The organism is Vibrio sp. 10N.222.47.A9, assembly GCF_963872585.1.
GTDB classification, from domain to species: domain Bacteria; phylum Pseudomonadota; class Gammaproteobacteria; order Enterobacterales; family Vibrionaceae; genus Vibrio; species Vibrio splendidus.
This window is the reverse complement of the sequence record NZ_CAWNBB010000020.1, coordinates 89,163-116,157: the sequence shown is the minus strand read 5'-3', so window position 1 is coordinate 116,157 and position 26,995 is coordinate 89,163. Positions and strand designations below refer to the sequence as shown.

The 26,995-nt window shown below is 43.7% G+C and carries 24 protein-coding genes and 1 pseudogene; 12 read left to right on the top strand and 13 right to left on the bottom strand.

The features are described from left to right. Positions 1 to 474: 474 nt before the first annotated feature. Positions 475 to 1,098 (bottom strand): helix-turn-helix domain-containing protein, encoded by a 624-nt coding sequence (locus AACT19_RS03850; RefSeq protein ID WP_017082298.1) that lies wholly within the window; start codon positions 1,096 to 1,098, stop codon positions 475 to 477. A 441-nt stretch (positions 1,099 to 1,539) separates the two neighbouring features. Here AACT19_RS03850 and AACT19_RS03845 point away from each other — a divergent pair, with 441 nt between their 5' ends. From AACT19_RS03845 to gcvP, 3 genes are all read left to right on the top strand, one after another. Beyond that, a complete protein-coding gene (locus AACT19_RS03845; RefSeq protein WP_017082299.1) occupies positions 1,540 to 2,832 on the top strand; it encodes a serine hydroxymethyltransferase in 1,293 nt (430 codons plus the stop codon). Between the two features lie 51 nt (positions 2,833 to 2,883). Beyond that, positions 2,884 to 3,264 (top strand): glycine cleavage system protein GcvH, encoded by a 381-nt coding sequence (gene gcvH / locus AACT19_RS03840; RefSeq protein ID WP_004730871.1) that lies wholly within the window; start codon positions 2,884 to 2,886, stop codon positions 3,262 to 3,264. 88 nt (positions 3,265 to 3,352) lie between these two features. Then, positions 3,353 to 6,232 (top strand): aminomethyl-transferring glycine dehydrogenase, encoded by a 2,880-nt coding sequence (gene gcvP / locus AACT19_RS03835; protein ID WP_054541117.1) that lies wholly within the window; start codon positions 3,353 to 3,355, stop codon positions 6,230 to 6,232. 330 nt (positions 6,233 to 6,562) lie between these two features. Here the strand turns inward: gcvP and AACT19_RS03830 are convergent, their stop codons facing one another. Both AACT19_RS03830 and AACT19_RS03825 read right to left on the bottom strand, forming a co-directional pair. After that, positions 6,563 to 6,964 (bottom strand): hypothetical protein, encoded by a 402-nt coding sequence (locus AACT19_RS03830; RefSeq protein WP_076645343.1) that lies wholly within the window; start codon positions 6,962 to 6,964, stop codon positions 6,563 to 6,565. 109 nt (positions 6,965 to 7,073) lie between these two features. Further along, entirely contained in the window at positions 7,074 to 7,721 is a 648-nt protein-coding gene (locus AACT19_RS03825) for a hypothetical protein (protein ID WP_206208288.1), read from the bottom strand. A 337-nt stretch (positions 7,722 to 8,058) separates the two neighbouring features. On the opposite strand from AACT19_RS03825, the gene AACT19_RS03820 reads away from it, so the two are divergent. Next, the gene (locus AACT19_RS03820; RefSeq protein WP_017079166.1) at positions 8,059 to 9,441 is read left to right on the top strand and encodes an MATE family efflux transporter; all 1,383 of its coding nucleotides are present in this window, start codon (positions 8,059 to 8,061) and stop codon (positions 9,439 to 9,441) included. 115 nt (positions 9,442 to 9,556) lie between these two features. Here the strand turns inward: AACT19_RS03820 and AACT19_RS03815 are convergent, their stop codons facing one another. The 3 genes and pseudogenes from AACT19_RS03815 to AACT19_RS03805 all read right to left on the bottom strand — a co-directional run bounded on the left by AACT19_RS03815 (position 9,557) and on the right by AACT19_RS03805 (position 13,474). Next, positions 9,557 to 10,114, bottom strand: coding sequence for a type II secretion system protein (locus AACT19_RS03815; RefSeq protein ID WP_076645341.1), 558 nt, complete (start codon positions 10,112 to 10,114; stop codon positions 9,557 to 9,559). A 360-nt stretch (positions 10,115 to 10,474) separates the two neighbouring features. Continuing rightward, positions 10,475 to 12,001 carry a methyl-accepting chemotaxis protein gene (locus AACT19_RS03810; RefSeq protein ID WP_017081145.1) on the bottom strand — a complete coding sequence of 509 codons (1,527 nt, stop codon included), beginning with the start codon at positions 11,999 to 12,001 and terminating at the stop codon, positions 10,475 to 10,477. Positions 12,002 to 12,419: 418 nt separating this feature from the next. Further along, positions 12,420 to 13,474: pseudogene (locus AACT19_RS03805) on the bottom strand (DUF1254 domain-containing protein). Positions 13,475 to 13,877: 403 nt separating this feature from the next. On the opposite strand from AACT19_RS03805, the gene AACT19_RS03800 reads away from it, so the two are divergent. From AACT19_RS03800 to AACT19_RS03770, 7 genes are read left to right on the top strand one after another with little or no spacing between them, the layout of a single operon-like run. Next, positions 13,878 to 14,846 (top strand): AAA family ATPase, encoded by a 969-nt coding sequence (locus AACT19_RS03800; RefSeq protein WP_076645339.1) that lies wholly within the window; start codon positions 13,878 to 13,880, stop codon positions 14,844 to 14,846. A 14-nt stretch (positions 14,847 to 14,860) separates the two neighbouring features. Beyond that, a complete protein-coding gene (locus tag AACT19_RS03795) occupies positions 14,861 to 15,793 on the top strand; it encodes a DUF58 domain-containing protein (protein WP_076645337.1) in 933 nt (310 codons plus the stop codon). 19 nt (positions 15,794 to 15,812) lie between these two features. Then, the gene (locus AACT19_RS03790) at positions 15,813 to 16,352 is read left to right on the top strand and encodes a DUF4381 domain-containing protein (protein WP_076645335.1); all 540 of its coding nucleotides are present in this window, start codon (positions 15,813 to 15,815) and stop codon (positions 16,350 to 16,352) included. Continuing rightward, entirely contained in the window at positions 16,345 to 17,370 is a 1,026-nt protein-coding gene (locus AACT19_RS03785) for a vWA domain-containing protein (RefSeq protein ID WP_076645333.1), read from the top strand. Before AACT19_RS03790 ends, AACT19_RS03785 begins: the two co-directional genes overlap by 8 nt. Beyond that, positions 17,363 to 18,343 (top strand): vWA domain-containing protein, encoded by a 981-nt coding sequence (locus AACT19_RS03780; protein ID WP_076645331.1) that lies wholly within the window; start codon positions 17,363 to 17,365, stop codon positions 18,341 to 18,343. The genes AACT19_RS03785 and AACT19_RS03780 overlap by 8 nt, the downstream gene beginning before the upstream one ends. Further along, positions 18,337 to 19,071, top strand: coding sequence for a tetratricopeptide repeat protein (locus AACT19_RS03775; protein WP_076645329.1), 735 nt, complete (start codon positions 18,337 to 18,339; stop codon positions 19,069 to 19,071). The genes AACT19_RS03780 and AACT19_RS03775 overlap by 7 nt, the downstream gene beginning before the upstream one ends. After that, the gene (locus AACT19_RS03770; protein ID WP_076645327.1) at positions 19,058 to 20,434 is read left to right on the top strand and encodes a BatD family protein; all 1,377 of its coding nucleotides are present in this window, start codon (positions 19,058 to 19,060) and stop codon (positions 20,432 to 20,434) included. Before AACT19_RS03775 ends, AACT19_RS03770 begins: the two co-directional genes overlap by 14 nt. Positions 20,435 to 20,477: 43 nt before the next feature. Here AACT19_RS03770 and AACT19_RS03765 read toward each other — a convergent pair whose 3' ends face one another. After that, positions 20,478 to 21,428 carry a LysR family transcriptional regulator gene (locus tag AACT19_RS03765; RefSeq protein WP_054541129.1) on the bottom strand — a complete coding sequence of 317 codons (951 nt, stop codon included), beginning with the start codon at positions 21,426 to 21,428 and terminating at the stop codon, positions 20,478 to 20,480. A 198-nt stretch (positions 21,429 to 21,626) separates the two neighbouring features. After that, positions 21,627 to 22,514: a LysR family transcriptional regulator gene (locus tag AACT19_RS03760; RefSeq protein WP_076645409.1), complete on the bottom strand. Its 888-nt coding sequence runs from the start codon at positions 22,512 to 22,514 to the stop codon at positions 21,627 to 21,629. A 152-nt stretch (positions 22,515 to 22,666) separates the two neighbouring features. On the opposite strand from AACT19_RS03760, the gene AACT19_RS03755 reads away from it, so the two are divergent. Then, a complete protein-coding gene (locus AACT19_RS03755; RefSeq protein ID WP_076645325.1) occupies positions 22,667 to 23,272 on the top strand; it encodes a short chain dehydrogenase in 606 nt (201 codons plus the stop codon). Positions 23,273 to 23,348: 76 nt separating this feature from the next. Here AACT19_RS03755 and AACT19_RS03750 read toward each other — a convergent pair whose 3' ends face one another. The 5 genes from AACT19_RS03750 to AACT19_RS03730 form a co-directional block, all read right to left on the bottom strand. Continuing rightward, positions 23,349 to 23,975, bottom strand: coding sequence for a LysE family translocator (locus AACT19_RS03750; RefSeq protein ID WP_076645323.1), 627 nt, complete (start codon positions 23,973 to 23,975; stop codon positions 23,349 to 23,351). A gap of 291 nt (positions 23,976 to 24,266) precedes the next feature. Beyond that, positions 24,267 to 25,127: a delta-class carbonic anhydrase gene (locus tag AACT19_RS03745; RefSeq protein ID WP_061022985.1), complete on the bottom strand. Its 861-nt coding sequence runs from the start codon at positions 25,125 to 25,127 to the stop codon at positions 24,267 to 24,269. 357 nt (positions 25,128 to 25,484) lie between these two features. Continuing rightward, a complete protein-coding gene (locus AACT19_RS03740; protein WP_076645321.1) occupies positions 25,485 to 25,964 on the bottom strand; it encodes a hypothetical protein in 480 nt (159 codons plus the stop codon). 136 nt (positions 25,965 to 26,100) lie between these two features. After that, positions 26,101 to 26,478: a VOC family protein gene (locus tag AACT19_RS03735; RefSeq protein WP_076645319.1), complete on the bottom strand. Its 378-nt coding sequence runs from the start codon at positions 26,476 to 26,478 to the stop codon at positions 26,101 to 26,103. Between the two features lie 124 nt (positions 26,479 to 26,602). After that, complete coding sequence (locus AACT19_RS03730) at positions 26,603 to 26,971, bottom strand: hypothetical protein (protein ID WP_076645317.1); 369 nt, start codon at positions 26,969 to 26,971, stop codon at positions 26,603 to 26,605. Positions 26,972 to 26,995: the final 24 nt, after the last annotated feature.

Sequence of the window (26,995 nt, the reverse complement as noted above, 5' to 3'; positions counted from 1 at the left end):
GCAGGCTGTCCAAAGTCGAGTCTGCCGCTTATATCTCTATTTAGAGTCGCCTCTAACGATAAGTATCATCATTAGTCACCTCAGCGTATTCGCTTCAGTCACCTTGACGTCTTAACCTTAGAAACAGTAGATAGTAAAAAGTGATGTCTTTTATATAGGCTTATATCGTTAGCTTGATAAATCAGGTTAGCTGTACAAAAGCTCTACAAGTCACTTTCTAAGAATTCACTTCAGTAAACTTCAATCAACATGAGTAAACCGTGTTCACTATAATAAACAAGCCTGAGTCAGTTTTACACCCTTAACAATAGTAAAACAGTTCAAAATGTGACATTTAACAATTTAAAAACAATTTTTCGATGCATACAAAAACGCGATATTGATGATTATCACATCAATATCGCGTCTGTTGGCTCACGTTAGAAACAATAGCAAACGGTTGCATTCACTATAAGAAATTCCAACTTTGTTAATTTATTTTGCTGTCACCCACAAAATGAGCGCATCTTCTGCGCTGGTCGAGATAAGCATGTGACCCATATTGGCATCGTAATACATGCTATCACCTTCACTCATTGGCACAGGTTCATAGAATTCTGAGTAGAACATCACATCACCAGAGATGATCATCAAAAACTCTTCACCGTCGTGACGTACCCAATCGTTATACTCTTCAAAAGTACGCGCTCTCACGCGACTCTTAAAGGGCATCATCTTCTTATTAGACAGCTCTGTTGCAAGCAGTTCATGCTCGTACGTTGGGGTTGGGTGAGGTTTACCTTGACCGGCCTTAGTTAAGTCACGACGCCCTGTTGCGACCTTTTTCCTTGGCGGCTCAAATAGTTGGGGCATATTTATTTGTAAGCCCATCGCTAGCTTTTGCATCGCTTGGAAGGTTGGAGAGATTTGCTCGTTCTCAATTTTGCTAAGCGTAGAGCGAGCTAAACCAGTACGTTGGCTCGCTTCTTCTAACGTAATCCCAAGCTTGCCGCGGATATCTTTAATGCGCTGGCCAAGCCTAAGTGGTTCGATATTCTGGTCTAACGTTTCCTTCGCCAACGTTAAAGATGGGTACTCATCATAAATGTCTTCTGACATAGATCCCTCACTAAATTCTTGCTTCCTGTCTATTAATTTCATTGTTGCATGAAGCGCTTTGTTGATTAAAGAGCACACAGAGAAATAAAGCGTGCTCCCCGTAGCAAAACAAGAAAAGTTGTTTCCTATTGGAAATTTTTGTTGAAAATTGATTTTATCGGAGCTATGTTATCGACTTGTTAGATGAAGAGATGCTACTTCGGCTTGCAGCAAATGATAGATTTAACATTTGTAAAAGCTGTTTTTTACCCGAACTTTTTGGGAAACAATTCGTGCTGCATTGACCCTACAACGATCGCTTAAACGCTGTAAGAGTATATTTATAACGCAATTCACGTTTATCTATACCTATATAGCGCAAACGATACCGATGCAGAAATCAACGTAAGACCTAATGGACTATAAAAATAATCACCATTAGCTTAATGAAAGGTCTCGACAATGAACGCTTACCAAAACCATAGCTTAGACAGTTTTTTCACTACGAACCTATCTGGTACTGACGACGCAGTATTTGCTGGCATCCAAGCAGAGAACACTCGTCAAAACGAACAAATCGAACTTATTGCTTCTGAGAACATCGTTTCTAAAGCAGTAATGCAAGCTCAAGGCACTTGCCTAACCAACAAATACGCAGAAGGCTACCCAGGCCGTCGTTACTACGGTGGTTGTGAGCACGTAGATACAGTTGAAGCTATCGCGATTGAACGCGCTAAACAGCTGTTCAAATGTGAATACGTAAACGTACAGCCTCACTCTGGCGCTCAAGCAAACGGTGCAGTTAAACTTGCGCTACTTCAACCTGGCGACACTATCCTAGGTATGTCTCTTGACGCTGGTGGCCACCTAACACACGGTGCACGCCCTGCAATGTCTGGTAAATGGTTCAACGCAGTTCAATACGGCGTAGACCGCGACACTCTTGAAATCGATTACGAAGCGGTTCGCGCTTTAGCAATCGAAAGCCAACCTAAAATGATTATTGCTGGTGGTAGTGCTATCCCACGCGTTATTGATTTCGCTAAGTTCCGTGAAATCGCTGACGAAGTTGGCGCTATCCTAATGGTCGATATGGCACACATCGCGGGGCTTATCGCGACAGGTGCTCACCCTAGCCCACTACCACACGCACACGTTGTTACAACAACAACGCACAAAACACTTCGTGGCCCACGCGGCGGTATGATTCTTACGAACCACGAAGACATCAATAAAAAGATCAACTCAGCTGTGTTCCCTGGCCTTCAAGGCGGTCCACTAATGCACGTTATCGCGGCTAAAGCAGTGGCGTTTGGCGAAGCTCTTGGCCCAGAATTTAATACTTATATTGATTCAGTGATCGACAACGCAAAAGTTCTTGCTGAAGTGTTGCAAACTCGCGGTTGTGACATTGTGACAGGCGGAACTGACACGCACCTAATGCTGGTTGATCTTCGTCCTAAGGGCTTGAAAGGTAACGTAACTGAAGAAGCATTAGAGCGTGCAGGGATCACATGTAACAAAAATGGCATACCATTCGATACAGAGAAGCCTATGATTACTTCTGGTATCCGTTTAGGCACGCCAGCTGGAACCACTCGTGGTTTTGGCACTGAAGAATTCAAACTTATCGGTGAATGGATCGGCGATGTACTTGATGGCTTAGTCGAAAGCCCTGAAGGCAATGCTGAAGTTGAGCAACGTGTTCGCAAGCAAGTTAAAGAGCTTTGCAAGCGCTTCCCTCTTTACCGTTAAACCGTTTTTAAGATTTAAATTAAAACCTCATAAATTTTTGGAGAATAAGCAATGGACAATACACTAAAGTTTGCAGACAGCCACGAGTGGGTAAAAGACAACGGTGACGGTACTGTAACAATCGGTATTTCTGAGCATGCTCAAGAGATGCTAGGTGACGTTGTGTTTGTTGACCTGCCTGACACTGGAGACGAAATAGAAGCTGGCGAAAGCTTCTCTCTCGTTGAATCAGTGAAAGCAGCTTCTGATATCTACGCACCAATCTCTGGCGAAATCGTAGAAATCAACGAAGAATTAGAAGATAGCCCAGAGTTAATTAACGAAGAATCTTATGAAGGTGGTTGGATTGTTAAAGTGAAGATGTCTGATGCGTCTGAACTAAACAACCTTAAAGATGCGGAAGAATACCTAAGCTCTATCGAAGAAGACTAATAGGTTCCTCATTACGATAAAGCTGCTCTTTGGAGCAGCTTAATTTTAGGGGCTAGCTCACGGCTCCAAAGAGAAAGTAGAACATACCATGACTGAATTACTTCAAAGCCAATTACTAAAAGACTTGGGTACTCAAAACGAGTTTGTTGCTCGTCATAACGGCCCTAATAAAGCAGACCAGCAGAAAATGCTTGAAGCGATCAACGCGACTAGCTTAGACGCTCTGATCGACGAAACGGTTCCTGCACAAATCCGTCTTGAAAAACCAATGACACTTGCTGCGCCACTGAGCGAAATGGACATGCTGACCTCTCTTAAAGAGATCGCTAACCTAAACCAAGTGAAACGTACTTTCATTGGCCAAGGCTACTACAACACATTCACTCCAAACGTTATTCTACGTAACGTTTTAGAGAACCCAGGCTGGTACACAGCTTACACACCATACCAACCAGAGATTTCTCAAGGTCGCCTTGAAGCTCTACTCAATTACCAACAAATGGTAATGGACCTAACAGGTATGGAAATCGCGAACGCATCCCTTCTCGATGAAGCGACAGCGGCTGGCGAAGCTATGACACTGTGTAAGCGTGCTGGCAAAAGCAAGAGCAAAGTATTCTTCGTTGCTGACGATGTTCACCCTCAAACACTAGAAGTTGTTAAAACTCGTGCTGAGTACATCGGTTTTGAAGTAATGGTTGGTGCTCTTGAAACACTTCCAGAGCAAGACGTATTTGGTGCGCTTCTTCAATACCCTAGTACAACGGGTGAAGTGCGTGACCTAACAGACATCATTGCGAAAGCTCAAGCTAACAAAACACTGGTTACAGTGGCTACTGACCTACTTGCCTCTGCTCTACTTAAGCCTGCGGGCGAAATGGGCGCAGACGTAGTCATCGGTTCAGCGCAACGTTTCGGTGTTCCTATGGGTTACGGCGGTCCACACGCTGCATTCATGGGTACTCGTGAAAAACATAAGCGTACAATGCCAGGTCGTGTAATCGGTGTATCTATCGATACGCACGGTAACCAAGCGCTACGTATGGCAATGCAGACTCGTGAGCAACATATCCGCCGCGAGAAAGCGACATCGAACATCTGTACAGCTCAAGCACTTCTAGCAAACATGGCGTCTTTCTACGCGGTTTACCACGGTGCAGAAGGCCTACGTACTATTGCTCGTCGTACACACCACATGACTGCTATCCTAGCGGCTGGCCTGACTAAATCGGGTTACGAGCTAACGAACAACAGCTTCTTCGATACCATCACGATCAACTCTGAAGAGAAGACTGATGCACTGTACGCGAAAGCGCAAGCAGCAGACATCAACCTTCGTCGACTTGTTGGCAAAATCGGTATCAGCTTAGATGAAACAACCACAATCGACGACGTGAACGCACTGTTCGCAATCTTCGACGTGAAAGAAGACGTTCAAGCACTCTCTTCTGACATTGCATCAAACGAGTTTGCAGCAATTCCAGAAAACTGCCGTCGTGAATCAGAGTTCCTAACTCACCCAGTATTCAACACGCACCACAGCGAAACGCAAATGATGCGTTACCTAAAACAGCTTGAGAACAAAGACTTCTCACTAACGCACGGCATGATCCCACTGGGCAGCTGTACGATGAAGCTGAACGCTGCTGCTGAGATGATTCCAGTAACATGGCCTGAGTTTGGTTCAATTCACCCATTTGCACCTCTTGATCAAGCAGCAGGCTACACAGCGCTAGCGAAAGATCTAAAAGAGAAGCTATGTGAAATCACTGGTTACGACGATTTCTCACTACAGCCTAACTCTGGTGCATCTGGCGAATACGCAGGTCTAATCGCGATTCAACGTTACCACGCAAGCCGCGGTGAAGCTCACCGTAACGTTTGTCTGATTCCAAGCTCTGCGCACGGTACTAACCCTGCAACAGCATCAATGGTTTCAATGAAGGTAGTCGTTGTTAAGTGTGATGAAGATGGCAACATCGACATGACAGACCTAGCAGCGAAAATCGAGAAGCACAAAGAAAACCTATCAAGCATCATGATCACTTACCCTTCTACGCACGGCGTATACGAAGAGCAAGTGAAAGAAGTGTGTGAACAAGTACACGCAGCGGGCGGTCAGGTTTACCTAGACGGCGCGAACATGAACGCTCAAGTAGGTCTAACTTCACCTGGCTTCATCGGTTCAGACGTATCTCACTTGAACCTACACAAAACATTCTGTATCCCACACGGTGGTGGCGGTCCGGGTATGGGTCCTATCGGCGTTAAATCGCACCTAGCACCTTTCCTACCAGGTCACATCGAAAACGGTGTACAAGGTTCAGACTACGCGGTATCAGCAGCAGATTTAGGCAGTGCTTCAATCCTACCGATCTCTTGGGCTTACATCGCAATGATGGGCGAACCTGGCCTAACAGACGCAACTAAAGTAGCGATTCTGAACGCGAACTACGTGATGGAGAAACTACGTCCTCACTACCCTGTTCTTTACCGTGGCACTAACGGCCGCGTAGCGCACGAATGTATTATCGATATTCGTCCACTTAAAGAAGACACAGGCATCAGCGAAGAAGATATTGCTAAGCGTCTAATGGACTTCGGTTTCCACGCACCTACGATGTCTTTCCCAGTAGCAGGCACGCTAATGGTTGAGCCAACTGAATCTGAAGATTTAGAAGAGCTAGACCGTTTCTGTGAAGCGATGATCGCAATCCGTCACGAAATGGCAGCAGTGAAAGCGGGTGAATGGCCACTAGATAACAACCCTCTAGTGAACGCACCGCACACACAAGTTGACCTTTCAGGCGCAGAATGGGATCGCCCTTACTCTCGCGAACTGGCTTGCTTCCCATCGAAAGCAACGAAGAACTCGAAGTACTGGCCAACAGTTAACCGTGTAGACAACGTATACGGCGACCGTAACCTAATCTGTTCTTGCCCAAGCATCGACAACTACGAAGACTAATTTTTGTAGATTTTAGATAAACAAAAGCGAACCACTTGGTTCGCTTTTGTTTTTCAGATTATATGACTAAGAAAGCACTGACCTTACCGTAAGGGAAAGGTTTAAGGTTGATCTAAACCAACACTGAATTAGGAATCAATTATGGGATGTTGTAACAAAGCGCCAAAAGGTGGAGCCCCTCTTGGCTTACTCCTAAAGGTCACGCTTGGGATTGGTCTTTTAGTGTTTCTACTGGCTCTGTGGCAGTAGACCTTGCTCAAAGCTTACAGCAAGAAACTATCGTATATAAAAAACCTAGAAGGGTATTACTGGTGTGAATCTCCCTAGTGATTATTCCTCACCCACCTCTTGTTTAAGTTTCTTAATATTGAGTCGACTTATTTCATCTTGCAAGGGTTGTATAACCGTATGCCAAGTTCTAAATCCATAACCGACCATTACACTACCAATTGTTATAATCACACTAATGCAGGCGATGAAGAAGTTTTTATTGCTACTAGATACTTGTAGCTTACTTTCGATAATTTGAAGTCGAGCTTCTTCTTCCAAAGAGCGTGCTTGTTCAGGGGTGTTACTCAACTTTCGGTGATCGACGGTAAGCTCATATATTAGATTATTCGATGACTGATTGACGAACAACAGTGCGCCTGACGCAAAAACGACCAATAACAAGCCAAATAACGCATAAAATTTATAAATATTATCTGTTGGTAACGGAATCCGACTTTCCACAATGCCTCCTTAATTTGCAAACGACCTAGCGTTCACTTAAACGACGTTTTTCAAGCTATCTCGCTAGAAAAAGACTACTAATTATACTCTTAACGAATTTAAGTAACTATCACACACGCAATAGCCTTCTTATAGCTTCTACAGTAAGTGCTGATAATAAGACAAATTTGATATCTGTTGTTGCTAGGTAAACCAGCAAATCGATCGCTATATTAAAAATAAGCCAACATAGTTCGTAAACTCTTCTCAACGCAATGAATTGATAGAAAACATTTTTCCTCGCCCTAAACCTGGTTCTAGAGCAGTCTATGGTTTTGGATTCACTGTTTACATCACATTCACCAACAGGATCTAAAATTAAATACTGCAGACAATATTTATAGTATAAAAGCTCAATTATTTGCTTTCTCAATAAATTAGTTACTATGCCAGCAGGAATATGCAAAGCGAGGTGTAATTCATTTCCATATTCTTCACTATCTCCTTTTTTCAAGTTCCTATATGGAAGAACTGATCCAGTAGTAACTAAACTTTCCAAAAGCTCGGCTCCGACGATCATCTCAATGATCGTTAAAACAGCCCATTTCCATAGACCAACTTTTTGCTTTAATTCATCATTCCTAAAACAAACTTCCTTTAAGTAGCCTCTTGTACGACCGTTTGTACTATCAATTACCTTGTAGTTTTGTACCATAGTTACGTAAAATCCAAAGTGAAAGCCCGCATGCCCATTGATACAAAAATTCAATGACCACATAGAATATTTTCATCTAGTTCCTTATGCTATCAATTGTACTAGCCTTTGCGTTTTCATAACAATAACCCATATCGCCAACTTAGTGATTAGCGTGGCAAATATATAATTTAACTGCCTCGCATGATTCCCAAGAAATCATGAACTTACGCGCGTTAAACCCGTGTTGTAACCATCGGAACCTATCCGTACCTCGGAGCAAGTGAAACTCTATAAATCCAATGCTTGACCCTATACGGTAAGGTGTTTATATTGTCGCCCGCCCAACGGGGCACATCCTAAAATGCACACCGGCCATCCTGCCATCATTCGTGTATTTATATTGGTGTTGTGAACTTCCATGCTAACGAAACTTCGTCCTTTTACTCGTGAATCGGGTGCGCTTATGCATCTTTCGATTCCAATCATTTTGACTCAAATAGCGACCCAAGCGATGGGATTTGTCGATACGACAATGGCTGGCCAAGTAAGCCCTGCCGATCTCGCCGCTATTGCACTTGGCACCAGCCTTTGGATCCCAGTGTTACTGCTACTGCGTGGCGTGATTATGGCGCTAACGCCTGTTGTCGCTTACCACCGCGGCGCACGTGACTTTCAAAGTATCTCTGTTGAATTCTTCCAGATGGTTTGGTTGGCATTAATTGCTAGCGTATTACTCATCGCTTACTTAGTGAGTGCGAAACCGATCTTAGAATGGATTGGTGTTGCCGCTGAGATCATTCCAATTGGCAGTGATTATGCGTTCGCCCTCGCCTTTGGTGTGCCGGGTATTGCCCTGTTCTACACTTTGAACGGCTTCTGTGAGGGTATGAACAACACCAAAGTGCCGATGATCATTTCTGTGGTTGGTTTGTTGGTGAATATTCCGGTCAACTACGTGCTTATTTACGGTAAGTTTGGCTTCCCTGAAATGGGCGCTGTGGGTTGTGGCTGGGCGACAAGCTTGGTTTATTGGTTAATGTCAGGAATGCTGTATTCCTACATTAAAGGTCATCACCACTACAAAACCATTATTAGTTTTGCAGACGCTAAACCAAAAGCAAAAGAGATGCTTCACCTTCTAAGATTAGGTTTACCTATCGGGATGAACATCGCTGTATGTGGCAGTATCTTTGCGGTAATCGCACTGATGATTGGTCGTATTGGTGCAGAGAACGTAGCAGCCGCACAAATTGCACTTAACATCTCGAGCCTAACTTACGTGATTCCAATGAGTATTTCGTTTGGCATTACGATTCGTGTTGGACATGCACTAGGCGAGAAAGACGAACTAGGCGCAATTGAACGCAGCAAAGTCGGTATCTTGGTTGCAGCATTAATATCGCTACTTTCGGTTGCGATGTTCCTTCTATTCCCTGAGTGGATCATTAGGCTTTACACCACCGACCCTGCGATAAGTGCAACGGCAGCGGTATTGTTGACCTTTACAGCTATGTACCAATTCAGCGATGCATTGCAAACGTCTGCTAATGGAGCATTGCGTGGCTATAAAGACACTAAGATCCCAATGATCTTAGCTATCGCTTCATACTGGGGCTTAGCACTACCACTCGGCATGGTGTTGGGCTTAACAGACCACATTGTTCCAGCAATGGGTGAAGAAGGCTTTTGGATTGGTATCCTAACGGGCTTGAGTGTTTCAGCGACGCTGATGTTAATTCGCTTGCGATACGTGATTAAGAAGCGTGACTTGCCACCAGCAAGTGCTCCATTGGTAAACTAAGACCGAACATTAAACTAAGACAAATCATTAAGCTAAGACAAAAAAGCGCGTTATTGCTACTCGGCAATAACGCGCTTTTTTATTGAATTTCTATAAACCAGATGATGTGGTTGGTTTAACACTCATCGTTAACTACTTGAACTGTACATACACAACCATCAGCTGGGCATGTATCTCCACTTGTTCTACCACCAAAAGAATCATAGAGAACATAACAACCAGATGGAAGATCGTCTATTATCGCGCCGCCTAGATCTCCGGTGGTAAACGGGTATTCATAGCCAACCACTGTATACCTATTAGCAAAGTCAGACGTTAAGCTGTCATCGTCTGACAAGGTGAGGAAATCGAGCATTTTTAATTTGTCTCCGGACTCCCCTCGGCTTTCAGGGCAAAGTGTTCCCCAATCTACTTCAACGCTACCAATACCAAAGTCAATCACATAGTTGCTCTGATCACCTGGGTTTGTTGCGTCCGGGTTAAGCCCAACAATAATGGCTTTAGAAGTCACCTGCGTGATAACCCCTTCCATTGCACCAGCAACACCTTCAAGTACCGCTTCTCTTGCTGACTCTTGAATATTGAGGAACCTCGGGGCTGCTGTAACGGCCAATACTCCAAGTATCACGATCACAATGATTAATTCCATTAAAGTAAATCCGTTTTTCTTCATAACACCCACATCAACTGACAACTACAGATACAACTACTGAATGAACTATCAATAACTATACATCGTGATGAGATGCGGAACACCTTATGTGTCACGTCAGAGCTGTTGTTTAGTCGATTTTTTGACCTTACGCATGCGGAAATAAAAGTAAGTGCCTGCTGTCACTGTCTTATTTGATCGCGTTGTTCTAAATAGGCCAAATTGTCACAAGTTTACACTGCAGGTACATTCTTCATTTCTGTTGCGCTCTATCGGAATATCTGCGTCTGCATATCGCAAAAAAATAGCGCTCATGTATGACATAAGCGCTATTAAATAACTGGAGACCCACACCTCTCTTAAAGAGATATGTTGGGAATTCTAGATTTTAAATGAACCGACATAACGATCGAGAACTTGTGATAGCTCTGCCAGGTGCTGGCTTGATTGCTCTAATTTCTCACTTGCGCTCAAACCGTTTTTGACTGAGCTATTAACCGTATCCATGTTCATATTAATTTCATTCGCTACCGCTGACTGCTGCTCCGTTGCCGTTGCGACTTGCGTATTAATATCGAGAATAGCCAAAACTTGCGTTGAAATCTTTTCCAAAGCTTGGCGAGCCATTTCAGTTTCAGTCGTACCCTCTTCAATTAGGTTCTTACTATTACTCATCGAGCTAACAGCGTTCTTAGCTTCGGTTTGAAGTTGGTTGATCATAGTGTCAATTTCATCGGTCGACTGTGCTGTTTTTGTCGCAAGGTTACGAACTTCATCAGCAACAACCGCAAAGCCTCGACCAGCTTCACCGGCACGTGCAGCTTCAATCGCAGCGTTCAGTGCAAGCAAGTTTGTTTGCTCAGAGATACCTCGAATAACGTCAAGAATAGTACCGATCGACTGAGTATTATCAGCAAGGCTCACGATGATGTTAGAAGCACTATTCATTTCGGCTTCAAGGTTTGCAATCGAATTTGTGGTCTTCTCGATCGTCTTATGACCTTCTTGAGTTTCACTTGCCGCCATGTTTGCCGCGCTTGCAGCACCAGCCGCGCTAGACGCAATTTCATTAACCGTGGCGATCATTTCATTCATAGATGTCACGACCAACATGGTTTGTTCGTTCTGCTCTTGTCCTCTTTGCAATGCTTGCTGCGACTGTTCACGAAGCCCAATAGCGGTGCTATTTAATTCAACACCCGTATTCACTGTTTGAGTAATAATCTCGTGCACCTTGCCAACGAACACATTGAAAGCCGATGAGATTTGAGCAACTTCGTCATTCCCTTTGATAGGCAAACGTACCGATAGGTCACCATCACCTTCAGAAATATCGTGTAATGTGTTTTTCAATACTAAGAGAGGCTGCATCAGTTTGCTAAGAAGAAGCGATAGAACAACGAGACAAACAACAAAAATGAAAACCATTGAAGCGAGCTGGTAGCTAATAATACCGTTCGTTGCTTGGCTAACCTCTGTGATAGGAATGCCGATATCAAAGGTGCCGTACAGCTCACCGTTGACGTAGATAGGTGCCATGATGTCAAACACCCATACTTTTTGAACATCAGCGTACCATTTTGAATACTGTTGTACGCCTTGGGTTGCACCTTTAACGGTATAGCTATCTTCGTAAACCTTATTAAGTTTATTTTTATCGCTGTGAGCAATAGCACTTACGTTACTATCAATAACAATGGCATAAGTGACATCAGATCGCTGTTTCAGCTCACCCACCAGCTTTTGTAAATCTTGAACTGGGTTGTCTGAATTCTCTAAGATATACCCAGCATTTCCAGCCAAGAATTCGGCTTGAACTTGAGATTTGTTCAATATTATCTCATCGATTTTTTCACTTGAAATGAAATAGGTTGACGCCATACTCGCAGCGACTGCAATGCCAAACATAATAAAAACGGCAAATAGGATTGTTTTCTTCATTTAGGTTGTCTCGACGCAAGTTTGTTAAAAATTCTCTGAAGGTTTCAATAACTGAAACCAAAGCTCGCACGTTCTGTCTCGTGTTAGAGCTCCCACTAATCCTTTATCTGTCAAAATCTCGATAACTTTAGCTAAATTATATGAAAAGCATATGTTAGTCACACTTGCATAACATATGGCGTATCTAACGCGGAATCTACACTGGGAAATCTGATTAACAACTAATAAAGTCGTTTAGAAAAACATGCGCGAATACACAGCAATAGGCCAGAGACACTGCTATCGAACAAATAAAAAAGCGCGTTACTGCCAGTGGCAATAACGCGCTTCATGAATCGATATTTTGCGATATCGTTTTAAGCTATTCCGTTTAAGCTATATCGTTTTAATTAATCACTTTCACATAAGGAAGCACTCGGAATCCATCACGTACTTTTTGGCTCGGAATGTAATGGCGGAAAGCCAAGTTAAACACACCAGAGTCGTTCGCTGTTTTGATGTTGTTCACCGCATCATCGCCACAACCAAAGCTAACAGTGTAAGTACCGTCTGCATTTTTCTCAGCCGTGTTTGAGCTTACGTTCGCCACTTCACCAAACATAAAACCTTGTTTGTTGTAGACAGTTACCGACCAAAACGCTTGGTTTTTAGGGTCATCAAAGGTTGCCTGATGACAAGTGTCTGCTGGGAAGTTGCCAGAGACTTCGTAGATATTGTCATCTAACTGCGCGCCACCCCAACCGATAGCCGCACCCACCGCGTACTTCTCTTTGGTAAACATCTCTTTTGAAGCATCTTCAGGGCTGGTAAACATACCAAACGTCGCCTGAGCACCATCGCGTTTCAGTAGTTTTGGCATTTCCACCTTAAGGTTTTTCTCGACCTTCTCGAATGATTTCTCATCCACTTGCATTGCCATGAATTCGGCGTCTGCTTTTGCATCTATGCTCATCTGATCTTGGATTTTATGAACTTCATCTTTGGTGAACGTCGCGTCGGTACGAACGATTACATACACGTGGTCACCACTGTGAGTAGAAAGATCAAACGTACCAGGACCGTATTGCATTGGCTGAATGCGGTGGTCTTCTGTAATCACTTCCATCGACATGTATTTGCCTTCAGGAATCTCAGGTAGCGTAATCGTCGCGCCCTGTGAAACGTTAATCACAGCCATTGAGTAGTAAGTGTCTCGGTTCGTTCGAACCACAGGCTGTTTATCAGTTGGCGTTAGCTCGCGTTTGTGTAGGAATTTATTAACGCCAACAGCTCTTGGTTTTTCAAATATTGGCGTGACGTTTCGTACACCGCGTAATTGTCGACGGTAGTCACTTCACCATCGGCATTGAAGAACTCTGTCAGAGTTGAAACTTCTTCAGCTGCGTAAGAAGAAAGAGAAACTGCGCTTAAACCTAAAACTACTAATGCTAATTTTTTCATTGTTGACCTCTAATAAAATCGATAACGCTAAATCAATACATAGTCCATTTGTTTTTGTTCGAACAGTTAGTTCGTTAACCACTCAACTTGTGAACAATGTTATCAAGGCAGCATAAATTCACAAATGACATCGCCGTATAAGAGATATGCAGCGAAGTAATGTTACTTATCAACCTTTATTCTTGATTAAAATACATACAATACAGTAGCCTATTTATAGATCATGCAATTCAGTATTTCCAAGGTGAGTCGTTAACAAAGATATGTTGATCGCGTATGTCGAAATTATTTTCGACTACCCTTAGCAAAGGTGATTTAAATAATTGCTTTAACTAACAATATTTATCTTTTCGCCATCTGGTGACCTGAATCTCACTTGATTAATTAGTCAATAGGTAAGCAAATGAACCCAACTTTAGACTCTATAAACCAACTAAAGCAGCAGATGGAATCCTCGGTAATTGGCCAACAACATATGGTTGACACATTACTGGTTGCACTACTTACAAATGGTAATGTTCTGCTTGAAGGATTACCCGGAACAGCAAAGACTCGTTCTATCAAATCATTAGCTTCTGCCCTACAAGTTGACCTTGGTCGTGTTCAATTCACTCCAGATTTGTTGCCTTCGGACGTAACAGGCACAGAGGTGTATCAAGATGTAGACGGCAAACCGACGCTTACCTTCCAACCGGGCCCCGTTTTCAACAATCTATTACTGGCCGATGAAATCAACCGCTCCCCAGCAAAGGTACAAGCTGCATTGTTGGAAGCAATGGAAGAGCGTCAAATCACTGTAGCTGGTAAGACTTACCAACTTCCTGATCTATTCATGGTTTTAGCGACACAAAACCCGGTTGAACAAGAAGGTACTTATCCGCTGCCAGAAGCGCAAATGGACAGATTTATCATGAAAATAAATCTCGATTATCCAGATGCGGATGCCGAAGAGCAGATCATTAAGATGGTTCGCAGTGAGGAAAAACCAAGCACTGAGAAGCCCGCCCCCATTGATCCTCAATGTATTTTTGATGCTCGCGATCAACTGCGCGACATACATTGTAGCGACGCGGTTCTTAAATACATTGTCGCGATAGTGGTGGCAACAAGACAACCAGAGTTGTACCCAGAGTCACCCCTTTCACAATGGATTGGTGTTGGTTCAAGCCCGCGTGCAACCATCGCGTTAGACAAGTGTTCACGAGCGATGGCATGGCTAAACGGTAAGGACTTTGTCGACCCTGATGATGTTCGTAACGTGGTTCATGGGGTTCTGCGCCACCGCCTGATTCTATCGTACGATGCATTGGCTGAAGGCGTCAGTTCAGACAGAGTCATCGATGAGATTTTGTCTCAAGTTGCAGTAGCGTAACGCGAGAGGTCACCATGGAGACGAAACCAACACTTGATCCCGATATCTATACCGATCTAAAGGCATTGCGATTGTTGAAATACAAGGCGCATGGCTTTGACTTTCTACCTAATCAGCCAATCAACAGTGCGTTAACAGGTCGCCATGTTTCGAAGCTACGTGGGCGAGGATTGAACTTTGAAGAGATGCGTCACTATCAGATTGGTGACGATATTCGCACCATGGATTGGAAAGTGACGAATAGAACGGGCAAGCCACACGTCAAAATATTCTCTGAAGAGCGCGAGCGTAACGTTTATGTCATGGTCGATCAGCGCACGAGCATGTTCTTTGGCAGTACAGGTCGAATGAAATCTGTAGTTGCTGCAGAAATCGCAGCTTTGATTGCCTGGAAAGTCATAGACAGTACCGATCGTGTGGGCGCCATTATTTACAACGACAGCACTGCTCTGCCTATTTCACCGCAACGCAGCGCAAATCACGTACTCAAAATACTCAATGAGATTGCGAGTAAGAATCAGCAACTCAAAGCGGGAAAGGCTCAAGACACCCAATCCAATTCATTCGCAAAATTGTTCCATCAAGCGCAAAGGTTGGTTGAGCATGATGGGTTAGTGATCTTGATTACCGATGGCTACGGCTATAACGAGCGTAGCGAAGAGCAAATCAAGGCGCTCTGTCTGCACAACGATGTAGTGTTGTGTCATGTTACCGACCCACTAGAGCATGATTTAGCCACGCTTAATAAGATGGTGCTCAGTGACGGGCATTTGCAATTATCCGTATCAGGTCAAGAAGCACAGTTACGCGATGCATTTGCCAAAGACGTGGTTCAAGCCATTGATGATTTCACGGCAGTGGCGATGAAATATCGAATCCCTGTATTGCCTTTCAACACAGTCGATCCAACCGATGTTCAGCTTAGAAAAGCACTCGGCGCGAGTTAAATAACTGAGAATGCAGACTATGACGACTAACACTGGGCTTGAGCCTTTACAGCCAGAAAATGTGAATCCATTAATGGCCTCTTTGTCTGAGCCTTCTTTGCCAGAAAGCATCTCGTGGCTACCGAATGCTCCAGGTTGGTACTGGCTACTCTTGTTGCTGCTTTGCTTCGCTTTATATCGTGTCTATTTAGTTATTCAAAAATACCTAGCAAACACATACCGACGCGCTGCCTTGGTAGAACTCGAGCAACTCTCTTTAGAGGCTCAGTCTGGTGACATTTCATCATTTCAAAAGCTACCACAACTGCTACGAAGAACCGCATTGTACGCCTTTCCTCGTACAGAGGTCGCACCTTTAACCGGTACAGATTGGGAAAAATGGTTAGATGACCATTGCACCAAGCGTCAATTTTCAACCGAGTTCTCTACATCAGAACTCTCAGGCGTACTTGCTCAACTCGCCTACTCTTCAGCAGCGACATTAACGGAAGAAAAACGAAACGCCATCATGGAGAACGTTGCACTTTGGATAAAGCATCACGAGGTGTCACATGATTGAATTTGAATACCCGATAGCGTTTGCATTGCTTTGTTTACCCTTTGCCGTGTATTGGCTATTACCTGTTTACAAAGAGTCAAAAAGCGCGATTCAAGTGCCCTTTTTTGATCGCCTGATTGCCGTCTCTTCACAAGAGCCCTCTGAAACCGCGGTCAAGATGAGCCGTCGCAAAGTGCAATGGCTATTAGTCATTATCAGCTATCTCGCTTTAGTCGTCGCGATTGCTAAACCGATGTGGGTGGGCGAACCAATAGAACAAAAGAAATCCGCTCGTGAAATTATGGTCGCACTTGATCTGTCAGGTTCGATGTCAGAAGAGGATTTTGCCGATAAACAAGGTAACAAACACGACCGTTTAACGATTGCAAAGCAGGTATTGCGTGAGTTCGCGGCCCAGCGAGAACATGACCGCTTAGGGTTAATCTTGTTTGCCGACTCTGCTTATGTTCAAGCGCCATTTACTGAGGATATTAACGTATGGCAATCGCTGCTCGAAGACGTTGAACTTGGCTATGCCGGATTTCAAACCGCTTTTGGTGATGCGATTGGCTTATCAATTGCCGTATTCGAACAAGAGCAGAGCCGTCAAAGAGTGATGATTCTGCTTACCGATGGTGATGACACCAGCTCGAAAATGCCTCCTGTCAAAGCCGCGGAAATCGCCGCCAAATATGGCGTGAAGATTTACACCATTGCAATTGGTGACCCGAGTACCAAAGGTCGCTACAAGATGGATCTTCCCACTTTAGAGAAGGTATCAGCCGCAACTGGCGGGCAGATGTTTCATGCCATGGACCGAAAGCAACTCGAACAAGCTTACGCAACGATCGACGAACTAGAACAGCAAGAGTTCGAACTTTTATCTCATCGTCCGAAACACAACTTGCACCACTATGCATTTGGCGTATGTCTGGTGAGCAACCTACTCGCCGCCTTAATCGTATTTGGTGCAAATCTGCGTCGTAAAAAAGAAATAAAACGCGTTATTCGCCGTAGAGAGGAGCTAACCAATGACTGATTTCAATACATTGTTTGGTGGCGATATCACCCAGTTTCATTTCATGCGCCCATTATGGTTGTTAGCACTGATCCCGTTCGTGTTGTTTTATCGTGCACTCGTTCAACAAGACGATTTAGTCGCGCAGTGGCAACCTGTGATGTCTAAAAACATGGTGGAACATCTGTCTCTCAACCAAAATCGAGCGCGTATAGTTTCTCCTAATCGATTGTTTTTGGTGTTTGCGGTTCTAGCCACGCTCATTATGGCGGGCCCAACGTGGCAGCAACAACCGTCACCATTTTTTGAAGACAATTCCGAGCTGGTGATCGCCTTGGATGTCTCGGATTCAATGAATAAAACCGATATTCAGCCGTCACGATTAGAGCGTGCTAAACAGAAGATCAATCAGCTCGTTGAACTGCGAGGCGACGCAAAAACTGGTTTAGTCATATACGGTGGCAGTGCCCATGTCGCTATGCCAGTCACCAAAGACAAAGAGTTAACGCGATACTTCCTCGATGTATTGGATGGAAGTTTGTTGCCAGATAACGAGAGCAAACCGGCTTCAGTGTTAAAGCCAACACTCGAGCTAATGTCACAAGCAAAAGCACCATCAACGGTTTTGATACTGACTGACAAGACCAATGACCAAGCGATAGAAGAATTCACTAAAGCGTTTGAACAACAGCAACATCAAGTGATCGTTTGGGCGATGGGTGAAAACCCACAAAGTGGCGGAAATGGCGCGGCAGGTTTAACAGAAACTCAACTCGCTTCACTGTCACAACTGGCGCAAGCTGGTCATGGAAACATGGTTTTATTCACCCACGATGCTAGCGATGTAAAAGCGGTTTATCAAAGCATTCAAAACAACCTGTTTGCGGTCAACGATAACGCCCTACCTTGGTTAGACGCGGGCTATTGGTTGCTGTTCTTGTTGCTGCCTATCCAATTGATGTGGTTTAGAAAAGGGTGGACGCTACAGTGGTAAATAATAAACAGATAGTGAACCCAAAGGTAATCAATCAAAAGATTGATAATCTGACGAAGCCAACCTCTTCGACTCCGAACCAATCCAGTCGTTTAGCTTGGTTATCCAAACTTAAGCCAATGCACTTGTTGCTTATGCTTATTGCAGGAAACCTGATTTGGGGAATTTCCGATAAGCACTCATTTTTTGATTTTTGGCTATCTAGCAATCAACACGCTTATGTCGAGTTCAAGCAAGGCAACTACGCGCAAAGTGCCGCTCTGTTCGATGATCCAACATGGAAAGCCTACAGTCGTTATTTATCTGGTGATTTCCTTGGCGCGATTGACCAATTAAGCACACAAGTAAGTAAACAAGGTGGCAAATCGGCAGCGCTGACTGATTTCGCTAAATTTATCGTCGCGAACAGCTACGCTCATACAGCCCAATTTGATAAAGCCACGGCGCTTTACAACAAACTATTGAACAACGAAAAGTATTCAGAACAAGCGACCAATAACCTAGCCGTTGTGGAAGCTGCGATCGAGAAGATTAAGAACACACCACCGACAAAACAAGATTCAGAAAAAGTCATTGATGATAGGAAATTGGTCTACGACGAACCAAAAGAAGGGAGTCAGAAGGAGCTCGTGATCTCTGACCAAGTCTGGCTAAAACAGGTCAGACAGAATCCATCTAAGTTTCTAAGACAAAAATTTCAGCAGGAATACAGCAATGAACAAAACTAAATCGACAATCCGATCATTCGACCTTCTGAAATGTTGGTTTGCTATCTTATCCGCGATGGTGCTTTTAATTTCAATGCCTGCCAATGCTATTAACCTATACCAGCTTGTCAGTGACGGTGAGTTGAAGCTGAATGTTGAAATTAAAGCTCAAGATGTCGCTGTGAAACAACAAGTCGCACTCGACGTTGAAGTATTGAGTACCCGCCCCTTTCAAGAAGAGTTGGCATTACCTTACTTAGATATACCCAACACGGTCGTAAAGAAAGATGAGCAGAAAGTCGCTCGTTCAGCACGCACAATTGAAGGCATTAAGTGGTTTACACAAAAAGCACGTTACTACTTGTACCCAATGCAAACTGGCGAGTTTACCGTCCCTGAATTGAAGATTCCCGTTAGTGTAGAGCTGACAAGCGAAACAGTTGTTGAGGGCGTGATTCAATCGCAACCCATTAACTTTACACCCAAAATGCCCGTAAGCAACATTGATGCAGACGCGTTGATTGTTAGCCCAAATGCTGAGCTTTCGATATCAACCGATCGTCCGTTAACCGACGAATTCGAAGTTGGCCACGCTGTAACTGCAACGTATACATTGAGCGTGGCGAACTCACACATGATGTTGCTGCCTGAGATCAACATCCCAGACATATCTGGCGTTGAGTTGTATCGCAAACCAGCAGTCAAAGAAAACGTATTTAATCGCCTAAATAAAAGCAATACCGCGACACTCAAACAACAGGTAACGTTAATTCTTCAAGAACAAGGGAAAGTCGTCTTACCAAAACAGACCATGACATGGTGGAACACAAAGACCAATCAGCTGGAATCATTGACTGTTGAGCAGCAAACGCTTCAAGTCGGTGACGCAAAGTTATTAGACTCACTAAGCAACACTTTAGGATCGAGCGACGGGGCTCAAACCTTATCGAATTGGCTAAGCCAATATTGGTATTACTTGGTCATTACGGGAATATTCCTTGCTACAATTGATCGCCTAATCGGAAAGTATTTTATTGATTTAAAGCGTTATTTTGTCGCACGCCAGCAATTGAATACCAAAAAGTTGAGTATTCAATTTTTTCGACACGTTGAAGAAAAGCAATACAGCAAAGCGGTGCAAACTATCTATGAGATTACGGGGCGAAAAACCTTGTCGAAAGGCACGCTTCAACTGCCTCTAGATTCTGAATCAAACAACATTTGGAAGAAGCTATTGAAGCTTGGCTACGCAAAAAATACTGAAGGCTCAGTTTCAGCCTCCCTCTCAGTTTCGCTAGCAGAAGCCAAAATACTGTTAAAAGCCATCAATGACTCACCCAAAACCCGAAGAGCACCGTTTAGGTTTAACTGGAATCTGAACTAAGCGGTCAACTTAACTAAGCTGCGGTGTTGGCAAAGACGTTGGCTCAACTGTCACAAACAACGTCTTCAATCACGGACACGACTAAGTTCTTGAACCATTGATGTGCTGGGCTGGTAACGGTTCTTTTATGCTCAATCAAAAACAGCTCGAACATTAACTCGGGTACATTATCTAGAGAGAATATCGGTACTATCTTGTCGCCTATTCCCTCTAGTTCCGTCAATTTGTGGGTCGCAACCAAAATTGTATTCGAACTCTGCATCACTTCCACCAAAGTAAGAAGCTGCCCGCTTTTAAATGCAATATCTCTCTGCATTCCATTCTTAACTAAGTAAGTGTCTACAGGGTGTTGCAACCCGTAATTCGAGCGTATATCCAGCGTGAGGTCGACAAAACGAGATTCGAGGCACTGCTCAAGCGTGACATTTTTCGCTTTCGCTAAAGGGTGATGTTCAGAAACATAAAATACCGGATAGATCTGCCCAAGACTCACGTATGGGAATTCGATTGGATTGCTTGGGGCTTCGATGTGAATAGTAAAATCTACATCTCGTGACAGCAGTTGACTGGTGGGCGTTTTCGCAATGGGATATTCGATAAGACTGGCGTTTGGAGCATCGTGCATGAAGCGTTCAGCAAGGGGAACAGAAAGCATCCGACTCATTAATGGCGGTACAGAGACAACAAAGGTTTGAACACATTCAGCAGGATCAAACGCAGATTTCGTTACTAGGCTTCGCATCGCCAATAGCAACTCTTCTAAAGGTGCTTGCAGTTCTAGCGCTTTTTGCGTGGGCACTAAGCCATTAGACTCTCGATAAAACAGTGGATCATCAAACAACTCTCGCAAGCGACTTAAGGTACGACTCATCGCAGGTTGAGACAGATACAAAGTATTGGCTGCGCGCGTTACGTTCCTCTCTTTGATTAAAACACTCAACGACACTAATAAGTTTAGGTCCAACCGAGAAAGCTGTTGTTCGATAGTCATCATGAGACATGCATCCGAGTAATATCACTCGTTAAATAATTGCACCTATGTGACTAACAAACAAGTAGTTGATAATCATCGGTTGAACCTTTCGTTTAACAATGCGAGTGATTCAGTAGATGTGCCCTACTTTACTGTCATCTATCAATACCCGTTTTCTGTCGCAGTAAAGGCGTCAATACGACCTGTTATTTTTAGCAATTATTTCTCAGCCTTGAGCAATGATGTCACCCATTTTTGTAGTGGATCTTCGTTATACCTCGGGTGCCAAGCAGCCACCACATCGAAGCTTTCCGGGGATTGCTCCATTGAAATCGTCACCAAATTGAGTCCTTCAATAGCTCTGGATGGCAAGAACGCAATAGAATCTGTGGTGTTTAAATACATGGGTACAATGGAGAAACACGGTGCGGAGACCACCACATTGCGCTTTAACCCAAACTGACCGAACCATTCATCAATCGATCCTTTGAAGTTTGGACGAGATGGTGAAGCAATAATGGTGGGATAAGTCGCCACCTCCTCTAATGAAGGTGTGGTTTGTGCTATTGAAGCATGAGGAGATGCAACACACACATGGTGTTCTTCAAACAGCTTGATTACTTTGTAGCTGCTTGGAATGTAGTCCGGAAACGCGATCGCTAAGTTAACCTTGCCGCTTTCCATTAGCTCGTGCAGGTTGTCAATTTCGAAGTCACGCACAATCAGCTTTAACTCTGGAGCTTGTTCCCTTAGCTTTGCAATTAAGCTTGGTAAGATGATCTGCTGGGCATAATCCGTCGCCGCAATCACAAACGTCCCTTTAGCTTTCTCTGGTACGAAGTTTGTTTTAGATAACAATAAATTGAAGTCGATCAGTAAACGATCGACACCGACAGATAACTCTTGTGCAAAGGTGGTCGGAACAAAGCCGTTGGTTTTTCTCACAAACAACCTATCATCAAACACTTCTCGCAGTTTCTTCAAATGCTCACTAACAGCTTGCTGGGTCATCCCCAATTGATTCGCGGCTTTGGAGGCGTTCTCTTCACGGATTAAAGCTTGGAAAACTCTAAGTTGCTTTATGTCTAATCGGTCTAGTTTGCTCACACGCACTCGCTCGGTGAAGTTGGATTCCATGTCAGTGTAACACTCAACAAGAAAAACCAGTAACACTCACAATTAAGCTTTGTTTCTACTTGTTTAGCTATTTGATTAAAGTTCTTCCATCGAAACGAAACACATACAGATCGGAGAACAACATGAAAACAATCATTCTAATTGGCGCACGTGGCAAGATGGGTCAAGCAGCACTAATGGGGTTAGGCAATCACAACGTTATCACTGCGGGTCGCTCTGGCGATGTCGACCACATCGTTGATATCACTGATCCGCAATCAATTGAAGCGCTGTACAAGAACGTGGGACACTTTGATGCAGTCGTGAACACCGTTGGCCTCTGCGAATACAATACCTTTGCGGGTATGACTGAAGATCAATGGATGACCACGGTAATGAGCAAAATGATGGGACAAATCAACCTTGTGCGCATCGGCCAAAAGTACATTGCTGATGGCGGTTCATTTACTCTAATTAGCGGTATCTTGAATGTTAAACCTATTCCTTTTGCGATTGCTGATGCAACCACTAGCGGCGCAATTGATACCTTCGTTAAAACTGTTGCTTTTGAAATGCCAAGAAACACGCGTATCAATGTCATTAACCCGACCGTTCTTGCTGAAGCGTGGGATGTTTACGGTGAAATGATGCCAGGTTTTGAACCTGTACCAAGCAAACTTGTTGGTAAAGCGTTTGAGCGTTCGGTCGATGGGTTTCTTACTGGTGAAGTAATTTTTGTAGACGCGTAATGCACGAACATTAGATACTTCCCTGCAACTAAAAAGGCGAACCAATCGGTTCGCCTTTCTACTTAAAGAATCTTTTTTATCGATTTATCGCCAAATATGAGCCAGCAGCAATCATTATTCCACCAGCACTTTGATTTAATCTTTTATGAGCACGTGGCGTTTTAAGTAAACTTGCCATTCTGCCCGCACCCATTGCAATGAGCATTAAACCGGACATTAGAGCAACAGCTGCTAAAGCAGAAACCAAGACAATATCTTGTGAGCGCAGAACTGTCAGATCAATGAAAGTCGGCAAGAACGAAATATAAAACAGAATCACTTTAGGGTTTGAAGCTGAGATCAAAAAGCCTTGCGCGAAACTCGCGAGTTCGGATTTCTGGCTCTGTTTGGCGGCTAGTTCCGCTGAGCCTTGCACTTCAGGTAGGCTCTTAAACATCTTGTAGCCCAAGTAAATCAAATAAGCCGCACCAACGTAGCGAATCACCTCAAACGCAATCGACCAATTCTCGGCAATCGTTGCTAGACCAAAACAGGCAAGCGCAAGGTAAATAAGATCACTGCATATCATCCCTAACGATAGAGTGATGCACTTTCGCCAACCATTAACCATGCCTCGAGCTAAAATGGCAAATACGCCAGGCCCCGGAGTAATACCAAATATAAACATGGCAATAAAGAATGTAATCGCACCTTCTAGTGACATTAGACTGTCCTTATCTATAACCCAACATAATTGATCATGAACGTATCATGGAGCTTCGATTCGGGTAAAGAACGTTTTTGACTAAGCGCGTTTAACACAACTCATGTTTTGAATAAATGTGACACGTAATTTCCCCACTAAGCTTAAACCTAGCCCCAACCCCAAACATAAACTTAAACCAGTCACCAGTCACCAGTCACCAGTCACCAAAGTGTTTTTCGTTAAGACACAAAAAAGGCGAACCTAGAGGCTCGCCTTCGAAAACAATGATAGAAAATCAACGTGACAAGATTAGTTAGCGATTGGAGACAGTAACTCTGGGTTTACGACTATATTTCTTACACCGTGGGCGTGATCTTCGTTAAAGTCATTACCTTCACACCAGCTACCCACTGTCGCGATATTTACTTTCGCGACTTGTGGTCTAACGCTCCATGTTACTTGGAAAGGTGAACCTTGCTCATTGTAACCAGGACCCGTTGTAGAGCCTGCGTATTGAATCGCTGAACCCGTATTTTGAGGAATATTTGGTGCTTGGTTTAAACCGTTGACTTTAGAGTGTTTCGCTAATGCTTCAAAGTCGAGAGCTTTGTCGTCATTAACTAATACATAGACTTGAGTTTCAACACGCAGTTGCGGGTTGGTAATCGCGTCGTTAAAACAAGCACCCAGTGTTTCGCCCGGTTCAACTTGCGCCGTTGAATAAACATAGTGAACTTCAATGGTGTCGCCCGAATGCAAAGAACCATGATCGCTCGGACAAACCTTGCCCTCAAATGGTTTCAGCTCAGCAGAACTCAACTTGCCTGTGTATTTAAAGCCACTCTGGAATCCCTTACCATCACCGTTGCCAGCGTATTGAGTAAACTCGCCGCCTTTATGCTCAGCATTTTTATGGAAGTGAATATTACATAAGTTCATCGCTGTCGAATCAGGGGCATCCGAAAACAATCTGGTATTTGTTCCTTTCAATGAACCCAAATCTCGTGGGGCTTGCGGGCCAAAACCTTGCCCTTGGGTGTTTTCAGAAAGCTTCGCTCTTTGTTCTGCAATAACACCATCTGATACAGACTCATGGCTCGCGTCAGATGCATTTGCATGAGCTGACAACATCACCATCGCGACACTTAAAAACACACTCTTGTTGTTCATTTTTCTTCCCTAGAATATTGATAACTAAACCTAAACCGAACCTAACAGCAAACATCTTACTATGCTCACATATGAATATAAGAGTTGTCTTTGTAAGATTAGATTTCATTGCTTACTTTCGGATGAGTATTAGAACCTCTGATGCATATAACAAGTCAAACACGTTAAATTCGGCGAGTCCCTTCCAGAACTAATAATTTCCTATTTTCGTTAACCGTCACTTGACTCAAACGCTCAGATAGGTGAACTCGATTATTAAGCACAGTGATGGCCAGATTTAGGATCAAAAAAGGCGAACCACTGGGCTCGCCTTCACGTTTAATTCTATCTATTAGGTTGGCATTCTTGGTTAACGGTTTAACCATTACCGGTGGCAAATATCCCAAACGTCATGACATTCAATGCATCTGTCACGCCCTCTAATGACTTAATCACGGTCTTAGTCGGTTGGTTATGACGAATAAAGTAGCTTCCGATGCCTTTCTCACCGCTACTCTTAGCATCGCTTTCTGTTGTATCTGTCGCTGCTACTTGAGAAGGTTCCACTGATACTGGCTCTGCATTGGCGTGAGTTATCGTGTCATTATTTGAATCAAGGTTTGAGTTTGATTCATGATCAGTTATTGGTTGATGATTAACGAACGATTCATGGGAAGATTCAACGTTGGTCTCAGCACTTGTATCAGTTGCAACATCGATATTGCTCTCTTCTTCCAAGCTTTTCGACATTGCGTCTTCGTTGCTCAATGTATTCTCGTCTAGCTGATGATGACTCGTTGAAGAGCAAGCTGTTAAGAAAAACAGGCTAACGATGAATATGAGTAAGTTTCTCATCATAGTGATAAAGCACGAATTAATAAAACATCGTTCGATTGTAATTTATTTGGTTAACTACATCCAGCACCGAGCAGCGTAAAAGTGAAATGTCATGTACTTGAAGAGTAAACAAAAGCGTACGATTTCAGGCCTAGAACTAATAATTCGAGACTTCAATCAGATTGCCATCAGGATCTCGAATATAAACAGAGACAATTTTTCCCGTTGCACCGGTTCGCTGTACTGGTCCCTCTTCTATCACGACGCCTTGCGCTTGGATATGTTCGGCGACTTCAGCAATTGACGTATTGGTAATAAAGCAGAGATCTGCACTACCGACCTGCACACGTCTTGCCTTTGGCTCGAACTCGCTACCACTGAGGTGTAAATTGATCTTCTGCGTCCCAAATGACAACGCCAACCTGCCCTCGCCAAATTCGATGGGGTTCATTCCAAGCACCCGTTGGTAAAAGTCGACCGTAACTTGTAAATCACTCACGGTTAATACCAAATGATCTAAATGACTGATTTCCATCATTACCTTCCTGTAACTAAGAGTGATAAGAGCTTATTGGCGGTGACTAGGCACAGTTAGGTGAACAATGTCATTCAACAACCCACATAACTCATAACAGAAATGTAGGTTGGAATTACTGAACTTAGCCTTTGCGCTTACTGAGCGTGTAGGAAACTAGACTATCATCACCAATCTTAAACACCCAAACATTCTCGCCATCCACAAACTGAAATTGATTGGCTGATTCAGTCAGCTTTAATTTCCCAATAAATTCAGACAATGCTGGCTCGTTGATGATGAAGCTTCCTTCTGAAGTATTCGCATCCAGATCGTTATTCACTTCAATCTTCACGGTAGATTTAGACAGAATGTCGGGTAACCAACCTCTGTCGAACAATCGCTCTTGTTTGGCTTGCGCATAAGTCGAGTACTCATCGCTAACCACATCTGAACAGCCAGACATTAAAACCAAAGCCGAAAATAAGACAGAGAATAAAACGTTAATTTTCATTTAATTACCATAACTTGAAAGCTG